The 20,789-nt window shown below is 39.6% G+C and carries 20 protein-coding genes; 13 read left to right on the top strand and 7 right to left on the bottom strand.

The features are described 5' to 3' along the window. The first annotated feature begins 23 nt into the window (after window positions 1-23). The 8 genes from AC27I2_RS04560 (at window position 24) to nth (ending at window position 9,022) form a co-directional block, all read left to right on the top strand. Window positions 24-1,967, top strand: coding sequence for an EAL domain-containing protein (locus AC27I2_RS04560; protein ID WP_487203562.1), 1,944 nt, complete (start codon window positions 24-26; stop codon window positions 1,965-1,967). Window positions 1,968-2,419: 452 nt separating this feature from the next. Then, entirely contained in the window at window positions 2,420-3,001 is a 582-nt protein-coding gene (rsxA, locus tag AC27I2_RS04555) for an electron transport complex subunit RsxA (RefSeq protein WP_008134172.1), read from the top strand. 1 nt (window position 3,002) lies between these two features. After that, on the top strand, window positions 3,003-3,557 hold the full coding sequence (rsxB, locus tag AC27I2_RS04550; protein WP_006794774.1) for an electron transport complex subunit RsxB: 555 nt from the start codon (window positions 3,003-3,005) through the stop codon (window positions 3,555-3,557). 8 nt (window positions 3,558-3,565) lie between these two features. Continuing rightward, window positions 3,566-5,929 carry an electron transport complex subunit RsxC gene (gene rsxC / locus AC27I2_RS04545; protein ID WP_487203561.1) on the top strand — a complete coding sequence of 788 codons (2,364 nt, stop codon included), beginning with the start codon at window positions 3,566-3,568 and terminating at the stop codon, window positions 5,927-5,929. Continuing rightward, the gene (rsxD, locus tag AC27I2_RS04540) at window positions 5,926-6,984 is read left to right on the top strand and encodes an electron transport complex subunit RsxD (protein WP_487203560.1); all 1,059 of its coding nucleotides are present in this window, start codon (window positions 5,926-5,928) and stop codon (window positions 6,982-6,984) included. The genes rsxC and rsxD overlap by 4 nt, the downstream gene beginning before the upstream one ends. Further along, window positions 6,981-7,622: an electron transport complex subunit RsxG gene (rsxG, locus tag AC27I2_RS04535; RefSeq protein WP_058404131.1), complete on the top strand. Its 642-nt coding sequence runs from the start codon at window positions 6,981-6,983 to the stop codon at window positions 7,620-7,622. Before rsxD ends, rsxG begins: the two co-directional genes overlap by 4 nt. Beyond that, window positions 7,619-8,317, top strand: a complete 699-nt coding sequence (locus AC27I2_RS04530; RefSeq protein ID WP_487203559.1) for an electron transport complex subunit E — start codon at window positions 7,619-7,621, stop codon at window positions 8,315-8,317. Before rsxG ends, AC27I2_RS04530 begins: the two co-directional genes overlap by 4 nt. Window positions 8,318-8,359: 42 nt before the next feature. Then, window positions 8,360-9,022 carry an endonuclease III gene (nth, locus tag AC27I2_RS04525; RefSeq protein WP_487203558.1) on the top strand — a complete coding sequence of 221 codons (663 nt, stop codon included), beginning with the start codon at window positions 8,360-8,362 and terminating at the stop codon, window positions 9,020-9,022. A 363-nt stretch (window positions 9,023-9,385) separates the two neighbouring features. Here nth and AC27I2_RS04520 read toward each other — a convergent pair whose 3' ends face one another. The 3 genes from AC27I2_RS04520 to AC27I2_RS04510 form a co-directional block, all read right to left on the bottom strand. Further along, window positions 9,386-9,601: a GDCCVxC domain-containing (seleno)protein gene (locus AC27I2_RS04520; protein ID WP_076916053.1), complete on the bottom strand. Its 216-nt coding sequence runs from the start codon at window positions 9,599-9,601 to the stop codon at window positions 9,386-9,388. Next, window positions 9,589-9,978 (bottom strand): organomercurial transporter MerC, encoded by a 390-nt coding sequence (merC, locus tag AC27I2_RS04515; protein ID WP_024601094.1) that lies wholly within the window; start codon window positions 9,976-9,978, stop codon window positions 9,589-9,591. Before merC ends, AC27I2_RS04520 begins: the two co-directional genes overlap by 13 nt. Window positions 9,979-10,043: 65 nt before the next feature. Then, complete coding sequence (locus AC27I2_RS04510) at window positions 10,044-10,421, bottom strand: MerR family transcriptional regulator (RefSeq protein WP_010557530.1); 378 nt, start codon at window positions 10,419-10,421, stop codon at window positions 10,044-10,046. Between the two features lie 71 nt (window positions 10,422-10,492). Between AC27I2_RS04510 and AC27I2_RS04505 the strand changes: the two genes are divergently transcribed. Further along, window positions 10,493-10,615: a hypothetical protein gene (locus tag AC27I2_RS04505; RefSeq protein ID WP_487203557.1), complete on the top strand. Its 123-nt coding sequence runs from the start codon at window positions 10,493-10,495 to the stop codon at window positions 10,613-10,615. A gap of 200 nt (window positions 10,616-10,815) precedes the next feature. Here the strand turns inward: AC27I2_RS04505 and AC27I2_RS04500 are convergent, their stop codons facing one another. The 4 genes from AC27I2_RS04500 to AC27I2_RS04485 form a co-directional block, all read right to left on the bottom strand. Then, window positions 10,816-14,016 (bottom strand): efflux RND transporter permease subunit, encoded by a 3,201-nt coding sequence (locus tag AC27I2_RS04500; RefSeq protein ID WP_243533203.1) that lies wholly within the window; start codon window positions 14,014-14,016, stop codon window positions 10,816-10,818. Window positions 14,017-14,027: 11 nt separating this feature from the next. Beyond that, window positions 14,028-15,284, bottom strand: a complete 1,257-nt coding sequence (locus AC27I2_RS04495; protein WP_243533201.1) for an efflux RND transporter periplasmic adaptor subunit — start codon at window positions 15,282-15,284, stop codon at window positions 14,028-14,030. Window positions 15,285-15,348: 64 nt separating this feature from the next. Beyond that, complete coding sequence (locus AC27I2_RS04490; RefSeq protein ID WP_243533199.1) at window positions 15,349-16,566, bottom strand: TolC family protein; 1,218 nt, start codon at window positions 16,564-16,566, stop codon at window positions 15,349-15,351. A gap of 83 nt (window positions 16,567-16,649) precedes the next feature. After that, entirely contained in the window at window positions 16,650-17,000 is a 351-nt protein-coding gene (locus AC27I2_RS04485; protein WP_008128668.1) for a hypothetical protein, read from the bottom strand. 166 nt (window positions 17,001-17,166) lie between these two features. Here AC27I2_RS04485 and AC27I2_RS04480 point away from each other — a divergent pair, with 166 nt between their 5' ends. The 4 genes from AC27I2_RS04480 (at window position 17,167) to AC27I2_RS04465 (ending at window position 20,779) form a co-directional block, all read left to right on the top strand. Then, window positions 17,167-18,066, top strand: a complete 900-nt coding sequence (locus AC27I2_RS04480) for a cation efflux transmembrane domain-containing protein (RefSeq protein ID WP_058405780.1) — start codon at window positions 17,167-17,169, stop codon at window positions 18,064-18,066. A gap of 8 nt (window positions 18,067-18,074) precedes the next feature. Then, complete coding sequence (locus tag AC27I2_RS04475; protein WP_243533197.1) at window positions 18,075-18,446, top strand: hypothetical protein; 372 nt, start codon at window positions 18,075-18,077, stop codon at window positions 18,444-18,446. A 73-nt stretch (window positions 18,447-18,519) separates the two neighbouring features. Beyond that, window positions 18,520-19,812 carry a TolC family protein gene (locus AC27I2_RS04470; protein WP_464708031.1) on the top strand — a complete coding sequence of 431 codons (1,293 nt, stop codon included), beginning with the start codon at window positions 18,520-18,522 and terminating at the stop codon, window positions 19,810-19,812. Window positions 19,813-19,882: 70 nt separating this feature from the next. Then, entirely contained in the window at window positions 19,883-20,779 is an 897-nt protein-coding gene (locus AC27I2_RS04465) for an efflux RND transporter periplasmic adaptor subunit (protein WP_036972173.1), read from the top strand. The last annotated feature ends 10 nt before the right edge of the window (window positions 20,780-20,789 follow it).

Raw genomic sequence — 20,789 nt, 5'->3', positions numbered from 1 at the left:
TAATACCTAAAAGACTGAAAAAAATGGCTGGATTTAAAAAACTTATTTTAATACAAATAATATCTTGGTTATTGTGTGTTGCAGCAGGAAGCTACTTTATTTCGGTCGGCTTTGACAATGCTGTTAGTGAAGCACAAAAAGATGCCCAGGTTACTGTAACTAAATATATAAATGAGCTTTCTATAGACGACATTTCTGCAGAAAACTTAAAAAAGTCAATTGCAAACGGCAACACCTTTTCAAACTTTACGCTTAGAGATTACCAAGGCGCTGAAATATTTAGTGTCAATTCGTCGTCAGAGCTACCAGCCTTCGCAGAGTTTATTCAATCTCAATTTAATTCTTTACGCCCACAATTTGCAGTAAACGATGCGGCAGACGTTAAAGTAGAGTTTACACTCAACATCCGACAGCTAGCCGAACAAGTTCAAACCGCCCTCTTTATAGTTATACTTATTTCTGCCGTGTTGGTGATCATACCTATTATATTACTTAAGTCGATTTTTTATCAGCTTAATAAGAATATCAGCACCACCGTTTCTGACATCATTGATATATATATAAATCAAAACCAAATTGATAATGATCTGCAAACAGCCCTTGATAGCTCTAGCCTTAAAAAATTAGGCAAAGACTTGGTGCCCAGCTTTAATCGGTTATCGCATTTTTTAAAGTCGAAAAGCCAAGATATACAAAATGCAGCAATGAGCATAAAACAAGAAGCCTACAAAGATGTCATTACCTCTTTAGGTAACCGCAATATGTTTGTTGAGTATTACGAAAAACACATCGAAAATTGCGAGCAAAGTACGTTTGGTTCGTTAGCTATGGTGCGCTGTAGCGAGTTACAAGCAATTAACCAAAGCCGTGGCTACCAAAAAGGTGACGAGTACGTAAGAGGTGTTGCTGATATAATTAAACACTTAAGTGGTACTTATACAGGCAGCCAATTGTTTAGGCTAAACAGCTCAGACTTTGCAGTTATTTTACCTCACACACCACTTAAAGAAGCTGAGCGTTTTGGTGAAAACTTACAGTCTCGTTTTACTCAATATCAACAAAACCAAGAACTAAGCTCTGTGGCTAATACTGGCATTGTGGGTTATGAAAAAGGCAAACCATTAGGCGAGCTACTTTCGGTGGTTGATAACGCAATGAGTATGGCCCAGTCTAAACAAACGAATGCGTGGCATGTACAACGTGAAACCGACTTAGTCAATAATGTAAGCGCAGGCTTTGGTAACCAAAACTGGCGTAAAGTAATAAATGAAGTTATTGAGTCAAAACGTGTGCATTTAGTCATGCAAAATATAATGCCCCTAGGGAAAAGTATTAAGGCGTACGCCGAAATTCAGGTGAGATTTAAAACTGAAGATAACCAAATGCTTCCTACAGCGTCGTTTTTAGCTATGGCCGAAAAACTCGATATGGCAATTGAAATTGACCGCCTTATTATTGATTCATCGCTTGAAAAAGTAAAAAGCCGTAATTTGTCTGAAAAGTTTTTTGGTTTAAATGTAACGGCCTCAAGTGCACATAACGACCAATTTGTTATTTGGTTAGAACGCCGCCTATTAAAAGACACTCACATAGCCTCTAAACTCGTTTTTGAAGTAAGCGAATTTGGTTTACAACAAAACATTAAAGCCAGTAAGCGCTTTATTGATATGATTCACCGAGTAGGTGCACGTATTACTGTTGAGCGATTTGGTGTTGGTTTAACGTCGTTCAAATTTTTCCGAGACCTAAAGCCTGACTTTATAAAAATGGATGCCAGTTACACTCGCGGCTTAGAGGACGATAAAAACAATCAATACTTTATGCGTTTAATGGTAGACCTAGCACACAGAATTGGGGTGAGTGTATTCGCCGAAGGTGTAGAGAGCCAAGAAGAAAAACACATAATAGAAACTTTGTGTTTAGATGGCGTACAAGGCTATTACATAGAAAAACCGAAAGATATTTAATCCCTCATTAAAAAAAGAGCACTCGTTGCTCTTTTTTGTTTATGTAACCACTTTAAATAACACCTACCCTATTTATAACGATAACTTATATTAACGTACTTGATGTAGCGACCTATTTTAGGGCAATTAAATCTGGCCCACATTTAGCCAAACCATTTCATGTAATAACTCACTATTGAAATTCTAAAGCGGCTAACCTTAGGTTTAACCCTTCAAATTGATCAAGTATTTTGCTTATCAGTATTGGCCTATTGTGATCATTATGACTCTTGAATTAGTATCGATAAAGTCATCTTGTTAGAGCAAAAAACACATCTACATCATCGTATTATTACATCAGTACTGCTGCTGGTTAATTTAATAGTGATTATTTAAATGATAATCACTGCACATGTTGTTAATCAGGGCAGAAAAAAGGATAATACACGGGATTTTAAAAGCGCGAGGCTCGCATGACTGAATATGTATTGTTATTGATTGGAACCGTTCTAGTTAATAACTTTGTGTTAGTACAATTTTTAGGCTTATGTCCATTTATGGGTGTATCGGGGAAACTTGATACGGCAATTGGCATGTCTTTAGCTACCACCTTTGTACTCACACTTGCTTCAGTAACTAGTTACTTGGTGAACCAGTATATTTTAATCCCTTTGGATATAGAATTTTTACGTACCATGAGCTTTATATTAGTGATTGCTGTTGTGGTGCAATTTACCGAAATGGTGGTGCGTAAAACCAGCCCTACCCTTTATCGTTTACTCGGTATTTTTTTACCACTTATTACTACCAACTGTGCCGTACTAGGTGTTGCTTTGCTTAATATAAAAGAAGATCACTCTTTTTTACAATCAGCTGTATACGGTTTTGGCGCTGCTGTTGGATTTTCATTGGTGCTAGTATTATTTGCAGCACTTCGTGAACGCCTTGCCGCTGCTGATGTACCAACGCCTTTTAAAGGTGCCTCAATAGCTATGATAACCGCCGGTCTGATGTCAATGGCGTTTATGGGTTTTACCGGATTAGTGAAATTTTAATATGACCTTGTTTTATGCCTTAATTGCGCTTGGCTCACTCGCGCTGGTTTTTGGGTTAATTTTAGGCTTTGCTGCAATACGCTTTCGCGTAGAAAGTAACCCTATTGTAGAGCAAATTGATACCATTTTACCACAAACACAATGTGGCCAATGTGGGTACCCGGGATGTCGCCCCTATGCTGAAGCCATCGCTAACGGCGATGAAATTAATAAGTGCCCGCCTGGCGGTGAAGCCACAATGAAAAAGCTTGCTGGCCTAATGGGCGTTGATGAAAAGCCCTTGGCCGGCGGAGAGCAAGCCGAACCAATTAAAACCGTTGCATATATACGTGAAGATGAATGTATTGGCTGCACAAAATGTATTCAAGCATGCCCTGTAGACGCCATTGTCGGTGCTACTCGCCAAATGCATACCGTTTTAATCGACGAATGCACAGGTTGCGATTTATGTGTTGAGCCCTGCCCTGTAGATTGTATTGATATGCTGCCGGTTGCTGAAACAAAACAAAACTGGAAATGGCAGTTAGATGCTATTCCTGTTACCCAAATAGATTAGAGGTTTGAGTGGATAAGTTACTTGAACAAATACAAAAAGGCACCGTTTGGCAATTTCCTGGCGGCGTGCATCCACCACAGCAAAAATCACTTTCTAACGGTGCAGATATTGCTCGCCTTCCTCTGCCTGACAAACTTGTGGTTGCGCTAAAGCAACACATTGGCGCCAACGGTAAATTACTTGTAGAAAAAGGCCAACGTGTACTTAAAGGCCAAGCATTAACAGAACCCGTTGCTAACTGGTCTGTACCAGTACATGCTCCTAGCTCGGGTATTATTACAGAAATAGCACCTAAACCTTCAGCTCACCCTTCTGCACTACCTGAGTTGAGTATCGTTATTGAGCCTGATGGTAAAGACGAATGGTGCACACTTAAACCTGTAAACGAGCCAAAATCACTTACTCACCAAGAACTTGTAGATATCATTCATCAAGCGGGTATTAGTGGTATGGGGGGCGCAGGTTTTCCTACTTATATAAAAGCCGATACTAAACAATCTATCGACTTCTTTATTGTTAACGCTGTTGAATGTGAACCATACATAACCGCCGACGACACGCTCATGCGTGAGCACGCTGCAGAAATTATCCAAGGGATTGAATTAATGCAGCAACTGTTAAATCCAACAGTTTGCATTGTGGGTATAGAAGACAATAAGCCAGAAGCTATTGCAGCAATGACTAAAGCGGCTGAACATAACAATAAAATTATTGTTCAAACCGTGCCAACAGTTTACCCCTCAGGTGGCGAAAAACAACTTATAAAATTGCTAACTAACCGTGAAGTACCCAGTATGGGGATACCTGCTGATATTGGTGTACTTATGCATAACACGGGTACACTTTATGCTGTGCAGCAAGCTGTTTACGAAGGCAAACCACTTATAGAACGAGTGGTGACAGTAACGGGTAACACCATACACAAACCGGGTAATGTATGGGCTTTATTAGGCACAGAAATAAAACACTTACTCGATTGCCAAGGCTTTTCACCTGTACCACAGCAACGCGTTGTAATGGGCGGCCCAATGATGGGCTTTACATTACCCACCGTGCGTATTGGTGTCATTAAAACGACAAACTGTATTTTAGCGCCCGACCACAAAGAACTTGCAGAGCCAGGCCCTGAAAAAGCCTGTATACGTTGTAGTGCCTGCGCAGACGCCTGCCCTGCTTCGTTATTACCCCAACAACTACAATGGTTTGCAAAGTCTAAAGAGTACGACAAACTCCAAGAGCATAACTTGTTTGATTGTATTGAATGTGGAGCCTGTGCATATGTTTGCCCAAGCGAGATCCCGCTTGTTCAATACTACCGCGTAGCCAAAGTTGAAATAAAAGAACAACAAGCAGAAAAAATAAAAGCTGATAGAGCAAAAGAGCGTTTCGATGCACGCAAAGAACGCTTAGACCGTGAGCAAAAAGAGCGTAAAAACCGCCATAAGCGTAAGCCACCAGCTAAGTCTGATGATGAAAAGCAAAAAGTAGCCGATGCACTTGCTCGAGTTAAAAATAAATCGAGTGATGGCAATGAAAAGTCAGCAGTCGCTGCGGCCATAGCTCGCGCTAAAGCAAAAAAACGTGAAGGTCAAAACTCAGAGCTTGAGCCAGATAATAGTGAAGTAGCTAAAGAGCGAGCACTGCGTAAAGAGCAAGCTCGCAAATACAAAGAACAAAAAGAGCATTCTGAAGATACTGCGCCCCTTGATGACAAAAAGTCTGCAGTCGCCGCCGCGATTGCACGCGCTAAAGCTAAAAAGGCTGCAAAAACCACCGAGATTCAAAACGAATCTGAAAAGCATGCCGATACAAACGCACCGGTTGATGACAAAAAAGTGGCTGTAGCCGCTGCCATTGCCCGTGCTAAAGCTAAAAAGGCTGCAAAAACCACCGAGATTCAAAACGAATCTGAAAAGCATGCCGATACAAACGCACCGGTTGATGACAAAAAAGCGGCTGTAGCCGCTGCCATTACCCGTGCTAAAGCTAAAAAGGCTGTAAAAACCACCGAGACTCAAAACGAATCTGAAAAGCATGCCGATACAGACGCACCGGTTGATGACAAAAAAGCGGCAGTAGCCGCCGCCATTGCCCGTGCTAAAGCTAAAAAGGCTGCAAAAGCCGCAGAGACGCAAAACGAACCTGAAAAGCATGCAAATACTGACACACCGGTTGATGACAAAAAAGCGACTGTAGCGACTGCCATTGCCCGTGCTAAAGCTAAAAAGGCTGCAAAAGCCGCTGAAACGCACAACGAAACAGAAGAGCAACCAGCACAAACAAGTGAAGATAAGAAAAAAGCCGCTATTGCCGCCGCCGTTGCTCGTGCCAAAGCAAAAAAGTTACAAAAAGAAGGAAATGATCAGTCATGAAATTAACCATGGCCAGTTCGCCGCATAATCATAGCCATAAATCGGTTACTCGGTTAATGCTAACCGTTATTGCTGCGTGTATTCCTGGACTTGTTGCCCAAATACTTTTTTTTGGTAGCGGCGTACTTATTCAGCTTGTACTCGCTTTAGTGGCAGTCACTGTTTTTGAAGCTGCAGTAATGCTGATACGTAAGCGAGCAATATGGCCAGCACTCAGTGATGGTAGTGCATGGTTAACCGCCGTTTTATTAGCCCTAAGCATACCGCCATTAGCACCTTGGTGGATTGTAATTATTGGTTGTTTATTTTCCATTGTTATTGTTAAGCAACTTTATGGTGGTCTTGGGTTTAACTTATTTAACCCAGCAATGGCAGCTTATGTTTTACTCCTCGTGTCGTTTCCTGTGCAAATGACAGCGTGGTTACCTGTAACAGATCTAGCCAATAATCCCATAGGCTTTACAGAACAACTACGTCTTATATTCACGGACTTTACCTCTATTGGTTATAGTTTAGACCAAGTACGTGCTGGTATAGATGGCACTACAATGGCAACGCCCCTAGACACTATTAAAACAGATGTAGCTCATGGTTTAACAGTGAGCGAAAGCATGCAAAAGCCTATTTTTAACGAATGGGCAGGCCAAGGTTGGATGTGGGTTAACCTTGGCTTTTTAGCTGGCGGCTTGTATTTACTAAAAGAAAAAGTAATTAACTGGCATATTCCTGTCAGTTTTATTGGCAGCTTAGCTTTATGCAGTGCAATTGGTTACATAGCAGCGCCTGGCACAGAGCCGGGTACGGTATTTCACTTATTAAGTGGCGCAACTATGATGGGTGCCTTTTTTATTGCAACAGATCCCGTGTCGGCCTCAACCACAAATAAAGGTCGCTTGATTTACGGCGCACTAATTGGGTTATTTGTTTATTTAATTCGTACATTTGGCGGTTTCCCTGATGCGGTTGCCTTTGCAGTACTTCTGCTAAATATTGCCGTACCCCTTATTGACTATTACACACAGCCACGTACTTATGGCCATGGAGCGGTAAAATGATTGTTTCATCTATGGCAAAAAATGGCGCTATTTTAACCGCCTTTGCCCTGGTAACTACCGGGCTAGTGGCAACTATTGATGCATTAACAGCTGATAAAATTGCAGAGCAAGAGCAACTTTATCTCACATCACAATTGCACGAAGTACTTGATCCAACTACCTACGACAATGACTTATCCAAAGACTGTATCGTTATTACGGATGAGCGGCTAGGGCCATACAATACGCAAGTTATTTACCGAGCACGAAAAAATAACCAACCCGTCGCCCTCGTTGTTAGGCATGTAACACCAAACGGATATAGCGGTGATATAAAGCTGTTAACCGCCATATTACGCGATGGAACCATAGCAGGTGTGCGTACGACTAAACACGAAGAAACACCGGGATTAGGCGATAAAATAGAAGTTAAAAAGTCATCATGGATCACCACATTTAAAGGCTTAACGGTGCACAGTGAAGACGATAACCGCTGGGCTGTAAAAAAAGACGGCGGCCAATTTGATCAATTCACTGGAGCAACTATTACACCTCGTGCAGTTGTAAATTCAGTTAAAAACGCCGTATTATTTGCGCAAAATGAGTTTGATACTATTTTTACAACCCCAAGTAGTCGGTGTGAAGAGGTAACGCAATGAGTGAATTAAAAACACTGTATAAAGATGGAATGTGGGTAAACAACCCTGCGCTTGTACAACTTTTAGGGCTTTGCCCGTTGCTTGCTGTAACGTCAACGGTTACCAACGCACTAGGCTTGGGGCTTGCAACACTTCTGGTATTAATTGGATCTAATGTTAGCGTATCAATTGTAAGAAACTGGGTACCAAAAGATATTCGTATCCCTGTTTTTGTCATGATCATTGCAGGCTTTGTAACCATCGTTCAGTTACTGATGAACGCCTACACATTTGGGCTTTATCAATCGCTGGGCATATTTATTCCACTAATTGTGACTAACTGCGCAATTATAGGCCGCGCCGAAGCGTACGCCTCAAAAAATCCAATTCATTTATCTGCCTTTGACGGATTAATGATGGGACTTGGATTTATGCTTGTACTCGTTGTACTGGGTGCGATGCGAGAACTTATAGGCCAAGGTACGTTATTCGACAGCGCCGATTTATTACTTGGCCCGTGGGCACAAAGTTTACGCATTGAAGTGTTTAGCTTTGACAATCAGTTTTTGCTTGCTATTTTACCACCTGGCGCATTTTTGGGGCTTGGGTTACTCATAGCCGCTAAAAATATGATTGATGCACAAATAAAATCAAAACAAACTGCACCACCAGAAGCCGAAAAAGGCCCTCGTGCACGTGTTACCAGCTTAACTTAAGGGGAAACGTACTACTTTCAATAGTAAGTACGTTTAAGTTATATGAATAAAGAAAAACGCTATCAAATACTTACACGCTTACGCGATAACAACCCAAACCCAGAAACAGAACTTGAATATTCAAGCCCGTTTGAGTTGCTTGTTGCTGTTACACTTTCAGCACAAGCTACCGATGTGGGTGTTAACAAAGCCACCCGAAAACTATTCCCTGTAGCAAATACACCACAAGCCATTTTAGATATTGGCCACGATAAACTCCGTGATTACATAAAAACAATTGGCTTATTTAATTCTAAAGCTGCTAACGTATATAAGATGTGCCAAATATTAGTAGATCAACATAATAGTGAAGTACCAGAGAACAGGGAAGCCTTAGAAGCACTGCCCGGCGTGGGCCGTAAAACAGCTAATGTTGTACTGAATACCGCCTTTGGCTGGCTAAAGGATAATGAAGGTAGATACTTTTTAGCAGTAGATACTCACATCCAACGTCTTGCAAACCGTTCGGGTTACGCTAAAGGTAAAACTGTTGAGCAGACAGAACAGGCCATAATTAAAAATACGCCAAATAAAAAAGAGTTTATGTTTAACCTCCATCATTGGTTTATTTTACATGGGCGCTATACGTGTACAGCGAGAAAACCAAAATGTGGAAGCTGTATAATCGAGGATTTGTGTGACTATAAAGAGAAAACTGAGTCATAGCTAAGAGTAGTTACTTTTTAGTTAGTATAAACCTTTTAACAGCCACATTTTTTAGTTTCCATTTAATAAGTTGGCTATTTGGTTCTCATATGAGCCTTTATTAGGCCAGCACCAGTTAAATTGAAAATTTGCGTTAACTTAAGAATAATTTGAATTTAAGCAAGGTGTTGCAATTAGATTATGATTTATTAATTAGAGCCCAGCTTAAAACTAAAATTTAAATACAGAATTCATTGGAAGCTATTTCTGGTTTGTGCCAAAAGCAGCCCTTGAGTGACTTAGTGATAAAGGCTGCAATGATACGATTGCTGACATTTCACTATTTCTTTTTATGCCTTCTCATTGCCATTAATAGACTGTCATTTAGCTATCGCAACAACTTTGACCTTCTTGAATTGGCGGGCATTTCACTGTTCCATAAGAGCAATATACGCAACAATCGCCTTTCAAAGGCTTTAGGAGAACTTTGCAAGATTCACATTCATAATACCACTGGCAAGCGTTGGTTGGCATTTCTTCAGTTTTACTGAAGCCACACTCAGGGCAAGTAATGGTAGAATTTAACTCTATACTTTGCATGTTTGCTCCTTCAAAGGTTTAACAATGTCTAATACGGACATTACAATCATCAAACAAATACCTACATAAAACAAATAAGTGCTCCATTCGTATTGCCATAGTGGATAGAGGGTTAACAAAACCGCTATAGGGCCAATAACCCCAAGAATACCTCTCGCATGATTTTGGTTTTTATACCAGTTATACAAATTTACCAACAATGCCAGAGTTGCAAATATAGGTAACAAGGTATTTACAGCAATTCCCTCAAAGTGAGAGAGAAAGCCTAATCCTAATGCTGATGCTAACGAGCCGAGTGCGGGGAAGCACCCCGTACAACTAAGAGCCGCAAGCCAAACACCACCTGAGCTAACTTTATCTAAAATCTTATTAATCATTTTTAACGTCTAACATTATTTGAATGATTTGAGTATGAACTCCGTAGGTAGGTACGGAGTCAATACTATTTTAGCGAATCGATTATTGGGCAGTGGGATTGATCGTTATTGTTGCGGCATGAATTAGTCATTTCTTTTATGACGACTTCTAAGCGTTGAAGGTCAGCTATCTTATTTTGAATTACGTTCAATTTCAGCAAGCCTAGGGATTCTACTTTGGCACAATCGCCATCCATTGACATCAATGAAGCCACTTCTTTTAGAGTAAAGCCAAGTGCTTTGGCCTTACAGATGAATTGTAATTGTTTGGTGATTGAGTCGTCATAGACACGATAACCATTTTGAGGTTTTTGAGGCTGTTTTATCAAGCCTTCCCGCTCATAAAACCGTATAGTTTCTACGCCTATATCAAGTTCTTTAGCCAACTTGCCTATTGTTTTCATCGTCCAACCATAAAATCAACTTTAATCATGACATTAGTATATCAATACGAAGTAAAATTGCTCGAACTACAATGACTGGTTTTCGCTCTTTTGAGGCATTCGCCTCAACACGTTTTGGGGCAAAGGTGAGTTATATTGATAAATCGTCGATGGACATAAATGAGTTAGAGCCGAAGGACGGCTCTGTGCCATAAGCCGACCTTGAGACACATAAAGATTAAGACTGCAAAGATACGAAAGCGGAAGTTAGCTTTGGCCTGTTTAACGACAAATATTCCGACAAAGCAGTCATGACTATTAGTTTATTGTTAAATCTAATCTTTCTTTTCGTTCATCTACTCAATAACCCCACGCTAAACGTGACTTTAGCGTGGGGTTAGAGTTCACAGTCATTTTATCTGGATAGCTCTTTTATTTTTTTCTCTGAAAACCAGCGATATAAAACAGGTAAAACAAATAATGTTAACAGTGTTGCAGTTACCAAGCCGCCAACAATAACACTCGCTAAGGGGCGCTGTATTTCTGCACCAACACCATTAGACATTAACATCGGTATCAAACCTAAAGCTGATGTTATAGCAGTCATAAGTACAGGTCTTAATCTTGAAGTAGCGCCTTCAAAAACGGCTTTAGATGCTTCTAGACCGTCTTTAATACGTTGGTTGATACTTTCTACCATAACGACCCCATTCAATACCGCTACACCAAATAAGGTAATAAAGCCAACGGAGCTTGGTACAGACAAGTATTGTCCAGATAAATATAAGGAGAAAACTCCGCCAATTACAGCAAGCGGCACGTTGACCAATATCAGCATAGCTTGACCAACAGAACCAAAGGCAAAGTAAAGTAGTAGTGCGATTAGTGCTAACGATAAAGGTACAACTATAGCTAACCTATTTTGAGCACGTTTTTGACTTTCGAACTGGCCGCCAATCGAAACAGAATAACCTGAAGGTAAGTCAACCTTTTCAGCAATTACCGTTCTGATATCGGCAACCACGCTTCCCATATCTCGATTTTGTACATTTGCTTGGATAACGACTCTTCGTTGTACATCATCGCGTCTAACTTGTGGTGGGCCTGACTCAAATGAGACTGAGGCTACGTCACCCAGTCGCACCCAAGCACCAGTAGGTGATTGAAGCCGAATATCAGCAATAGCTTCTTTGTTACTTCGGTACTCTTCCTCTATGCGAACGTAAATATCATAACGTTCATTACCATTGATTATTTGTCCGGCTTCAACACCACCAATACCATCACGCACAACCTCCATTATGTCACTCACAGACAATCCAAAGCGCGATAGTTCTTGCCTGTTAGGACTTATCACCAATTGCGCTTCACCAGCAATTTGCTCCAATGCAACATCCCTTGCACCTTCAATGTTTTTAATTGCTGTTTCTATTTCTTGACCTTTAGCCGCCAGTACCTCAAGTTCAGGCCCAAACAACTTTATCGCCAACTGAGCCTTAACACCAGATAGTAGCTCATCGACACGAGTCGCAATAGGTTGAGAAAAGTTGAGTAGCAACCCAGGGAATTCTTCTAAAGATCTCTCCATTTTTCCTTGAAGTTCATATCGATTAGATGCACTGGTCCACTCAGAAACAGGCTTCAACCCTATGTAAATTTCGATGTTATTCACAGGCTCTGGGTCTCCACCTATTTCTGCTCGACCAATTCGGCTTAATGCATAGGTTACTTCAGGGAAAGCCATTAGTTTTTCTTCTAGAATTGGTGCCACAGTGAGCGCGGTATCTAAACTGGAAGAAGGTGCAAGCGTTGCTCTTAAGTTTATCGTCCCTTCTTCTAACTCAGGTACAAATTCAGTACCAATTAATGGAACTAATGCAAAGGCAGAGAAAACTAATATAAGTGCGGCTGAAATGACTAATTTGGTGCGTTTTAGTGCGAATGTAAGCCCTTTTCTGTAGAGTTTGTCTAATGGCCTAAGAACAAAGCTTTCCCTCTCTTTTACACCTGACTTAAATAAATAAGTAGCTAAAGCGGGTACAACAAACAACGCAACCACAATAGCAGATATAACAGCTAAAATGATGCTTATTGCCATAGGTTGAAATAACTTTGCCTCAACACCTTCAAAGCTAAATAAAGGCGTAAATACGACTAAAATAATAGAAGCTGCAAAAAATACGGGACGAGCCACTTCTTTACCCGCATTTTGAAGACGTAACTTAATACCATGCTCATCTTGTTCTACATCATGTGGATCAGTATCAGCACTAGGCACTCTTTCTTTTACAGTTTTTAAATGGGTAGAGTCTGGTCTATTTAAATGCTTAAACATGTTTTCAACCATCACGACTGAACCATCAACTAGCATACCAATGGCTACGGCAATGCCACCCAATGACATAAGGTTTGCAGAAATGCCCCACCAAGCCATGATCATTAACGCGATACCAATTGAAATTGGAATAGATATTAGGACAAGGAAGGTTGCACGTATATTCATTAAAAATAGTGCTAATACAATACAGATGAAAATAAATGCTAGTAATAGTGCATCAACTACTGTATCAACGGCTTTTTCAATCAAATCAGCCTGATCATAAAATGGTTCAAAGCGAACACCTTTAGGCAATGCTTGATTAATTAATGGGATTCTTGCATTGATACCATCAATGGTGGCTTTAGTATTAGACCCCATGCGTTTTAAGACAATGCCAGAGACAACTTCACCTAAATTTTCGACTTTACCGTCTTCGGTTTTGCGCGTCATTGTGACAGCACCTTGACGAATTTCACTGCCCATTTCAACTTTAGCAATATCCGAAACCGTCACAACTGTCCCATCAACTGTTTTGACGGGAACTTGTTTGATATTACTAATACCAGCGTCACCACTTTCAAACCAACCTGCACCTCTAATAACAAGCTGCTCTTGCCCACGGTTCATATACCATCCGCCAACATTGGCATTGTTGTTATCTAGGGCACCAACAACGTCTTCTTGCGTTAGGTTATAAGAAAGAAGCTTAGATGGATCTACATTTACTTGGTACTGCCTAACAATACCTCCAAAGGAGAGTACATCAGTAACACCATCGACAGGCATAACGAGTAATTTTACTACCCAATCATTGAGACTCCTGAGTGCCATAGCATCATAGCCTGCATCTTTATCTGAAATAAGAAGGTACTGAAATACTTGGCCTAGCCCTGAGGTGTTTGGCCCCATTTCGGGTGTGCCGACACCTTCTGGTATCAGTTCTTTTGCGGCTTGAAGACGCTCAAATACGAGTTGTCTTGCAAAGTAAATGTCGGTGCCTTCTTTGAAAACAACCGTGACGCCAGACAAGCCTGTTTTAGAAATTGAGCGCACTTGTTCTACATTAGGTAAGGCATACATGACCGCTTCAATGGGGTACGTAATGAGTTGTTCAACTTCTTCAGCAGCTAGTCCTGGCGCTTCAGTATTTACAGCAACTTGAACATTAGTAACATCAGGAAAGGCATCTAAATTTAGTTTTGGTATAACCATAATTGCGCCGACAATTGTGGCAAACAGCGCAATCAAAATCAGGAGTCTATTATTAACAGACCAATCTATTATTTTATTAAACATAGTCTTACTCCTTAGTGGTTATGCGGATCAAATCCGCCTTTAGCGATTTCAGAAGCAACAAAAAATGCGCCTTTGGTTACAATTCGCGTCCCACTATCAAGGCCAATGATTTCCCTAAAATCACCTAAGGCTCGGCCTAGTTCTACTTCTACAGCTTTAAATTCTCCAGGTTGGTCTTCGACAAATACGGCCCAATCACCATCTGCTCTGCGGATCAATGCTTCTTCTGGCACAGCCATCACTTTCTGCTTTGTGGCAAACTGAAAGTAAACTTTTACAAACATACCTGAATGAAGGTTATCATCAGCATTCTGTACCCCCAATCTAATAATTCTTGTACGAGTTACGGGATCAATTGTATGGGCTTCTTGGATAACTTTGGCATTGTAACTCTGGCCTTCTAATTTAAGTACCGCAGGAGAATCAATTGATAAATTTAGCTTTTTATTTGGAGAAACTTTTGCTTCAACCCATAGTTGTTTTTCATCAGCTAACAACATGACTGAATCCCCAGCATCAACACGTTGCCCTTGGATAAAGTCGTCTTGAAGCACGACACCTTCACGGTGCGCCGTTAATGCATATTGTCCAAATGCTTTAATGTCTTTGTTAGAAATACCATTTATTGCTTTTTCAGTTAACCCTAAAGCAATGAGCTTGCCATAGCTCGCATTGTATGTTGTTTCAGCTTGTAATAATCGACTTTCACTCACCGTCTTATTACCCAGCTTTTTTACACGTTGCCATTCGGTTGAAGCGATTAAATAGTCAGCTTGTGCTTGTGCCATTGCTTCACTAAATAATGTAACTAACTTCTGACCTATTTCTACATACTCGCCAAGCGCTGCATGGCGACTGATAATGACTGACTCTGTACGTGGTGATACCACATAACTTTTATAGCCATTAGCTTTTATTTCGCCAGGTGCATATACGGAGCTAAATTGATATTCAGGCTTAACACTTTCCACTTTAATGTTAGCAAGCGACATCTTCTTTGGATCAATAGTGATACCTTCTTCATGTTCTTCTTCTCCCTCTCTATTACCACCTTCATGGCCGTGCTCGTCATGGTCACCTTTATCTTCTTCATGTCCCTTTTCGTGTTCATGCTCATCTTGATGTTCTTTTTCTTCTTGTTTCGAAACGTTTTTGACAGAACCAGTTCCATCTGACGACTGTGCAAAAGCATCATGATTTGTAGTAAACCCAACTAACAGGCTGCTAATTACTACGGCTAAAAATTTTTTACTAATTACTGTATTCATTTTTGTAACCTATATTTTTAATAAATTTAAGATTTCGTTTTTCGCTACTGAAAAAACAAAGCGCTCAAATCTCAAATTTGGATAACTGACCCATACTTAAAACGAAGGATATTTCTGCAAGCTTGAATTGATTTTCCAAACGTATTCCTGCATGAAGCCCTTCCGCACGTTGATTTAATGCGAGTAAATAATCAGAAGTATTTATGTCACCAGCTTCCCAGCGCCTATTTAATAAATTTGCGCTACTATCTAATCTGCCTCGTGTGAGTTTTTGCCATTGCTCATAGTATTTTTTACTTACATTAAGCGATTCATAATTAGCTTTTGCTTCAAAAGACTGCTTTCGATATACCGACCGAAAGTTCGCCTCGGCTGCAATTGCTTCTGAATAAGCGGCTTTAACAGTATCTGAATAGTTATTTCTGATGTTTAAAGGAATTGAGAAAGTCACACCAACCAAGTCTTCATCTCCACTTTTACCTGCGCTAACTCCAATGGTTGGATTAGGTTTAGATTCCATAGTGGTTAGTTGAGCTTTAGATTGTTGCCCCTTCCATTGCGCTCTTGCGAGTTTAACTTTTGGATGATCCTCAACCCACTGTGAGTCAAATGAATAGCTTGTTGCTCCAAAAGTAAATGAGGGTAAATTGGCGGTATTAGGCGTCCAATCTGGCAATAACTCCTGAACCTTTATCTCTGCATTTTTCAAAGCAATTTGAGACTCAGATATTTCACTAAAAATTTGCGACAAGTTTAAATAGACTAGCTCAGCGTCAAGTGGCTCTAGAAGTCCAGCTTTTCGTTTGTCTTCAACAATTCCAACGAGCGTTTGCAATTGCTCTTCTCTTTCTGAAAGTAACTGAGCAGCTTTTTTTGCTGCTTGCCAATTAACTAATGCAGTTAAGGCATTAGCCTTTTTAGAATCGAGTAGAGATAACAATTGTTGCTGGTTTGCATAAACATCAATTTCACCAATGGTTTTATTTGTTGATTGCTTATCCCAAAAATCTATCGTTTGACTGATACCAATAGAGTAATTATCAAAATCACCTTCTTTTTCATAGTTTGCTTCAAGCTCTGGGTTATATACGGCTTGAGTTAAACTTTTGGCTCTATGATTACTTGCATTAAGTAACTCTTTTGCCACAACAACTTCGGGATCTTTATTTATTTGACTATCTAGCCATGAAATACTTTTCTGTTTGCCATAAGTGGCAACTGAAAAACTCACAGCCATGCATAAAGACAGGACTAAACCTGCATTTTTTAAATATATATACATAAAAGTTCTTAATTTTAAAATTAATAAACACGAACCCTTTATCCATTGTTAAAGAATAAATAGGTCATTAAAAATTAATCTAATTAAGAAATAGGTGGGCGATGTATCGCTTCTAGGAAGGCTTTTGTCTGGTCAAATTGATAAGGAGTTTTATTGATAATATTTAGCTTACCATCGACATTTGAATTACTGACTAAAATCCAAGATAAGTGGCTGCCACTGCAATGACCACAGTGATGACAATCCTTTACATCGTGCTGTTCATCATCTGTATTATCATTTAAAACATTTCGATCATCGTCATGATCATGTTGAGTTTGAAGGTGCTCTATATCTATCTGGTGATTCTCAGATGTTGCGGATACAACAGCAGTTAACGATTGCAAAACAATAGAAACGACTAATAGTATTTTTAGCACAACATTAAGGTTCAAAGTTATTACCTGTTAAATATAGTATTTAAAATACTAGCAGAAACTATTTACTTAAACTAGCCAATTTAGTTACTTCCCAATCTTTTCAAATTAAATAACTTTTTATTTGACTCTATAGCCACTATAGATTTTATACTTATTTTAATATTGTTTCGGAATGTTAAATATGTCAGAAAAATGTAGTGGTAAGTGTCAATCATCTCCTACCAACGAAGACGTAAAAATTGATACACAATTAGATAACTATAGTGGCGCGTTTGTCAGTACATATAAAGTGCCTCAAATGGACTGTCCTTCAGAAGAGAGATTGATCAGATTAGCACTTGACTCAATTCAGCCTTCAGTTGGATTGCAGTTTGATATTCCTAATCGCTTAGTCAAAGTTTTTCATGATGAAAATTTAGATGAGATAACAAAAAAGTTACAACAACTTAAACTCGGTGCAGAGTTAGAGTCAACTAAACAAAGTTGCAGTACAGAAGCTGCAAAAGCAAAAGACTTAGCCCAAAAAAATGAGATGAAAGAAGCATCAACCCTAAAATGGTTGTTAGCCATTAATGGAGTCATGTTTTTTATAGAAGTAATTGCTGGGATTATTGCACAGTCTGCTGGCCTAATTGCAGACTCATTAGATATGTTTGCTGATGCTGCTGTGTATGGTTTAGCTATTTATGCCGTAGGTAAAAGTATTAGCATGAAACTTAGAGCAGCACATATATCTGGTGTGCTTCAAGTTATTCTAGCGCTAGGTGCTTTGAGCGAAGTCGTAAGACGCTTTGTTTACGGTAGTGAACCGATCTCTTCTTTAATGATGATATTTGGTGGAATAGCACTAATCGCTAACGTTGCTTGTCTGTTTTTGATATTTGGCAACAAAGAAGACGGCGCTCATATGAAAGCGAGTTGGATTTTTTCAGCAAATGACGTTATCGCAAACGTTGGTGTAATTTTAGCTGGCTTATTAGTTACAGCAACAAGCAGTCGTTATCCAGATTTAGTGATTGGTTTGATAATTGCTCTTGTCGTTTTAAACGGTGCTCGCCGCATCTTACAGCTAAAGTATTAAGCAGAGAAATGAAAACAATGCACTCATCGTATATCAAATCAAATATATCATACGTGATAATGATTTTAATCGCGGTGCAATCTGTGTTTTTTTCGCTAGAAGAGCTTGAAGTAAACTTAATTGAAAGTTCTTTTAATACATCACTAACTGAGTCTATTACCCCGCTAAAATCTCCAGAAACCTCCAATATATTTGAGGTGAGTAATAGCAACACTTCAATTGATAATTGTAATTTTTGTTGCTGTTGTCACTTATTTTTAAATGCAGATTATTCTTGTAACATTTTACAAACAATAGAATATTTCCTTACCTACGCCTTAGTTTCTCCTGAGCTAAAAGGCTATATGTCGGTGCCATTCCGCCCACCTAAATACGCCTAAATTTTATAGAAAATTAAGAAAGGTCAAATGTTAATGACCTAAATATCACATATAAATTTATAGGAAAGTATACATGGCACTTAATACCTGTGAGCATCGCAAGATAGCAATTTTGAGGTGTGTAACACCTCGGCTTAAATATATCGCGTTTCTCGCTTTGTCACTTTTTACATTTAATGTTTATGCGTTTGAAAATCAGTTAAACCTTCAAGAAGCAATTCAGTGGACGCTTAAACAAAATCCCGAACTTAAAATATTTGATTTCAAGCAAGCGGCATTAACAGGACAAGAACAAACAGCAAGTTTAAATCCCGCTTATGAACTAGAAGTTGAAGCTGAGAACTTTGCAGGCTCAGGTGAATTTAATGCATTCGACAGTGCTGAATTAACAGTCGCTCTATCTTCGGTTATCGAAATGGGAGATAAACGCTCAGCGCGAATTGGACTTGTTTCAAAATCAAGAGTACTACTCAATGCTGAGAAAGAAGTCTCTGCGCTTAACTTAATGGCTCAAGTCACTGAGAAGTACGTAGAAGTACTTGCTGCCCAACAAAGAGTGATATTGGCAGATAATGCATTGAAGTTAGCACAAGAAACGTTAGAGATTGTATCTCAGCGTAACCGCGCAGGTGCTACCCCTGAGGCTGAAGTGAAACGTTCAAAAGCAGTTATTGCTCAGGCTAACCTCACCCTTCAATCTGAACAAAAGCGCTTGGAATATCTAAAGCTTTCTTTATCAGCTTACTGGGGAGAAACATCAGTGTCATTCTCTAGAGTAACTGGAGATCTGTTTCAGTTTGGCAATGATAGTGACTTTAACAGCCTTTTTGCGAAGTTAGAGAAGAACCCTGCTATTCAAATCTATGCAAGTGAACAGCGACTAAAAGAGGCTGAAATACAGTTAGCTAAAACAGAGTCAACGGCCAATATCAAATGGTCTGTTGGTGTTAGGCGCTCTCAAGAAGCCAATGATACGGCACTGGTCGCTGGCTTTAGCTTACCTTTGTTTGCTGAAAAGCGAAATTCTGGTGCAATCGCTAGTGCGCTAGCAGAGCGTGACCAAGTTGCCATAGAGAAAGAGGCGACTAAGTTGAGGTTTAGAAATCACTTACTACGAGCATACTCCAATAGAAAACAAGCCATATTAACAGCTAATTCATTAAAGCAGTCGGTTATCCCAATGCTTGAAGATGCACTGGAAGATACTCAAGACGCCTATCAAAAAGGTCGATATGGATATCTTGATTATGTATCGGCTAGACAAGAGCTGTTAAATGCTCGGCGAACCCTCATTGATGCGGCATCTGCTGCCCTAATTTATGGCGCAGAGATAGAAAAACTAACAAACGAAGCGCTGTCACTCTAAATAAACATCACTTTAAGTTTAATAACAATTTATTGATTCAGTGATTAACTGAATCGTTTAGGAATTCAAAATGAAAAACTATTTACTCGCACTATTGATTTTTATTGGGTATCTATCACCCATTCAAAGTGTTTTCGCTAGTGAAGATGAACATGAAGGCGAAGAAGGCATAAGCAAAATCGACAATAACATGGCAAAAAAGGTTGGTGTTGAAACAGCCTATTTAGCTTCAAAAACGTTGAACCAAACTATCCCTGTATACGGCTCTACGACGATAGGCGCTGAACAATTATTTCAAGTTGGCGCTAGATATAACGGCGTTATAAAGACAATAAACTTCACTGTTGGTGATACGGTAAAAAAAGGCGATCTATTAGCCGTTATTGAATCTAATGAGAGCTTAAATACTTATAAAATAACATCGCCTGTTTCTGGGACTGTTTTACAGCGAAATGGAAATATTGGCGGTATCACGCAAAACACTAGCTTGTTTGAAATCGTCAAATTTGACACCTTGTGGGCTGAATTTAAGGTGTTTACCAGCCAATATAATCAAATCAAAGTCGGTCAGCATGTTGATATTGAGCAAGGTGAACACGCATTCAGTTCAGTCATCACTAATATTATTCCAGCTAAAGATCAGCCTTATGTTTTAGCACGGGTACGATTAAACAACACTGAGTTAAAGCTAACGTCAGGTCAATTATTAAAAGGCAACGTAAAGATAAACCAATTTGAGGTGGATTTAGCGGTCGAGAAAGTTGCCATACAAGAGCTAGGTGGACAATTAGGTGTCTTTGTAAAAGAAGATGAAGAGTACGAGTTTGCACCACTTGTCCTTGGTCGTTCAGACAAAAACTATATCGAGGTCATTGATGGCCTCAGTAAAGACGCTGAATATGTAAACAAAAACAGTTATCTGATTAAAGCAGATATCTTGAAATCTGAAGTAGAAGACGACGATTAGGAGACGCAAT

The organism is Pseudoalteromonas sp. NH0006-46 (assembly GCF_057547735.1).
Note: the sequence above shows the minus strand (reverse complement) of the source record. Positions and strands in the feature narration are given on the sequence as shown.

What these genes read in the sequence shown, in the direction of transcription:
- nth (WP_487203558.1), top strand. Translation starts at nt 8,360, where the DNA reads ATGAATAAAGAAAAACGCTATCAAATACTTACACGCTTACGCGATAAC.
- rsxB (WP_006794774.1), top strand. Translation starts at nt 3,003, where the DNA reads ATGACCTTGTTTTATGCCTTAATTGCGCTTGGCTCACTCGCGCTGGTT.
- rsxD (WP_487203560.1), top strand. Translation starts at nt 5,926, where the DNA reads ATGAAATTAACCATGGCCAGTTCGCCGCATAATCATAGCCATAAATCG.
- rsxA (WP_008134172.1), top strand. Translation starts at nt 2,420, where the DNA reads ATGACTGAATATGTATTGTTATTGATTGGAACCGTTCTAGTTAATAAC.
- rsxG (WP_058404131.1), top strand. Translation starts at nt 6,981, where the DNA reads ATGATTGTTTCATCTATGGCAAAAAATGGCGCTATTTTAACCGCCTTT.
- AC27I2_RS04495 (WP_243533201.1), bottom strand. Translation starts at nt 15,284, where the DNA reads ATGAATACAGTAATTAGTAAAAAATTTTTAGCCGTAGTAATTAGCAGC.
- merC (WP_024601094.1), bottom strand. Translation starts at nt 9,978, where the DNA reads ATGATTAATAAGATTTTAGATAAAGTTAGCTCAGGTGGTGTTTGGCTT.
- AC27I2_RS04530 (WP_487203559.1), top strand. Translation starts at nt 7,619, where the DNA reads ATGAGTGAATTAAAAACACTGTATAAAGATGGAATGTGGGTAAACAAC.
- AC27I2_RS04490 (WP_243533199.1), bottom strand. Translation starts at nt 16,566, where the DNA reads ATGTATATATATTTAAAAAATGCAGGTTTAGTCCTGTCTTTATGCATG.
- AC27I2_RS04475 (WP_243533197.1), top strand. Translation starts at nt 18,075, where the DNA reads ATGAAAACAATGCACTCATCGTATATCAAATCAAATATATCATACGTG.
- AC27I2_RS04520 (WP_076916053.1), bottom strand. Translation starts at nt 9,601, where the DNA reads ATGCAAAGTATAGAGTTAAATTCTACCATTACTTGCCCTGAGTGTGGC.
- AC27I2_RS04470 (WP_464708031.1), top strand. Translation starts at nt 18,520, where the DNA reads ATGGCACTTAATACCTGTGAGCATCGCAAGATAGCAATTTTGAGGTGT.
- AC27I2_RS04505 (WP_487203557.1), top strand. Translation starts at nt 10,493, where the DNA reads ATGACTGGTTTTCGCTCTTTTGAGGCATTCGCCTCAACACGTTTTGGG.
- AC27I2_RS04480 (WP_058405780.1), top strand. Translation starts at nt 17,167, where the DNA reads ATGTCAGAAAAATGTAGTGGTAAGTGTCAATCATCTCCTACCAACGAA.
- AC27I2_RS04465 (WP_036972173.1), top strand. Translation starts at nt 19,883, where the DNA reads ATGAAAAACTATTTACTCGCACTATTGATTTTTATTGGGTATCTATCA.
- AC27I2_RS04500 (WP_243533203.1), bottom strand. Translation starts at nt 14,016, where the DNA reads ATGTTTAATAAAATAATAGATTGGTCTGTTAATAATAGACTCCTGATT.
- AC27I2_RS04560 (WP_487203562.1), top strand. Translation starts at nt 24, where the DNA reads ATGGCTGGATTTAAAAAACTTATTTTAATACAAATAATATCTTGGTTA.
- AC27I2_RS04510 (WP_010557530.1), bottom strand. Translation starts at nt 10,421, where the DNA reads ATGAAAACAATAGGCAAGTTGGCTAAAGAACTTGATATAGGCGTAGAA.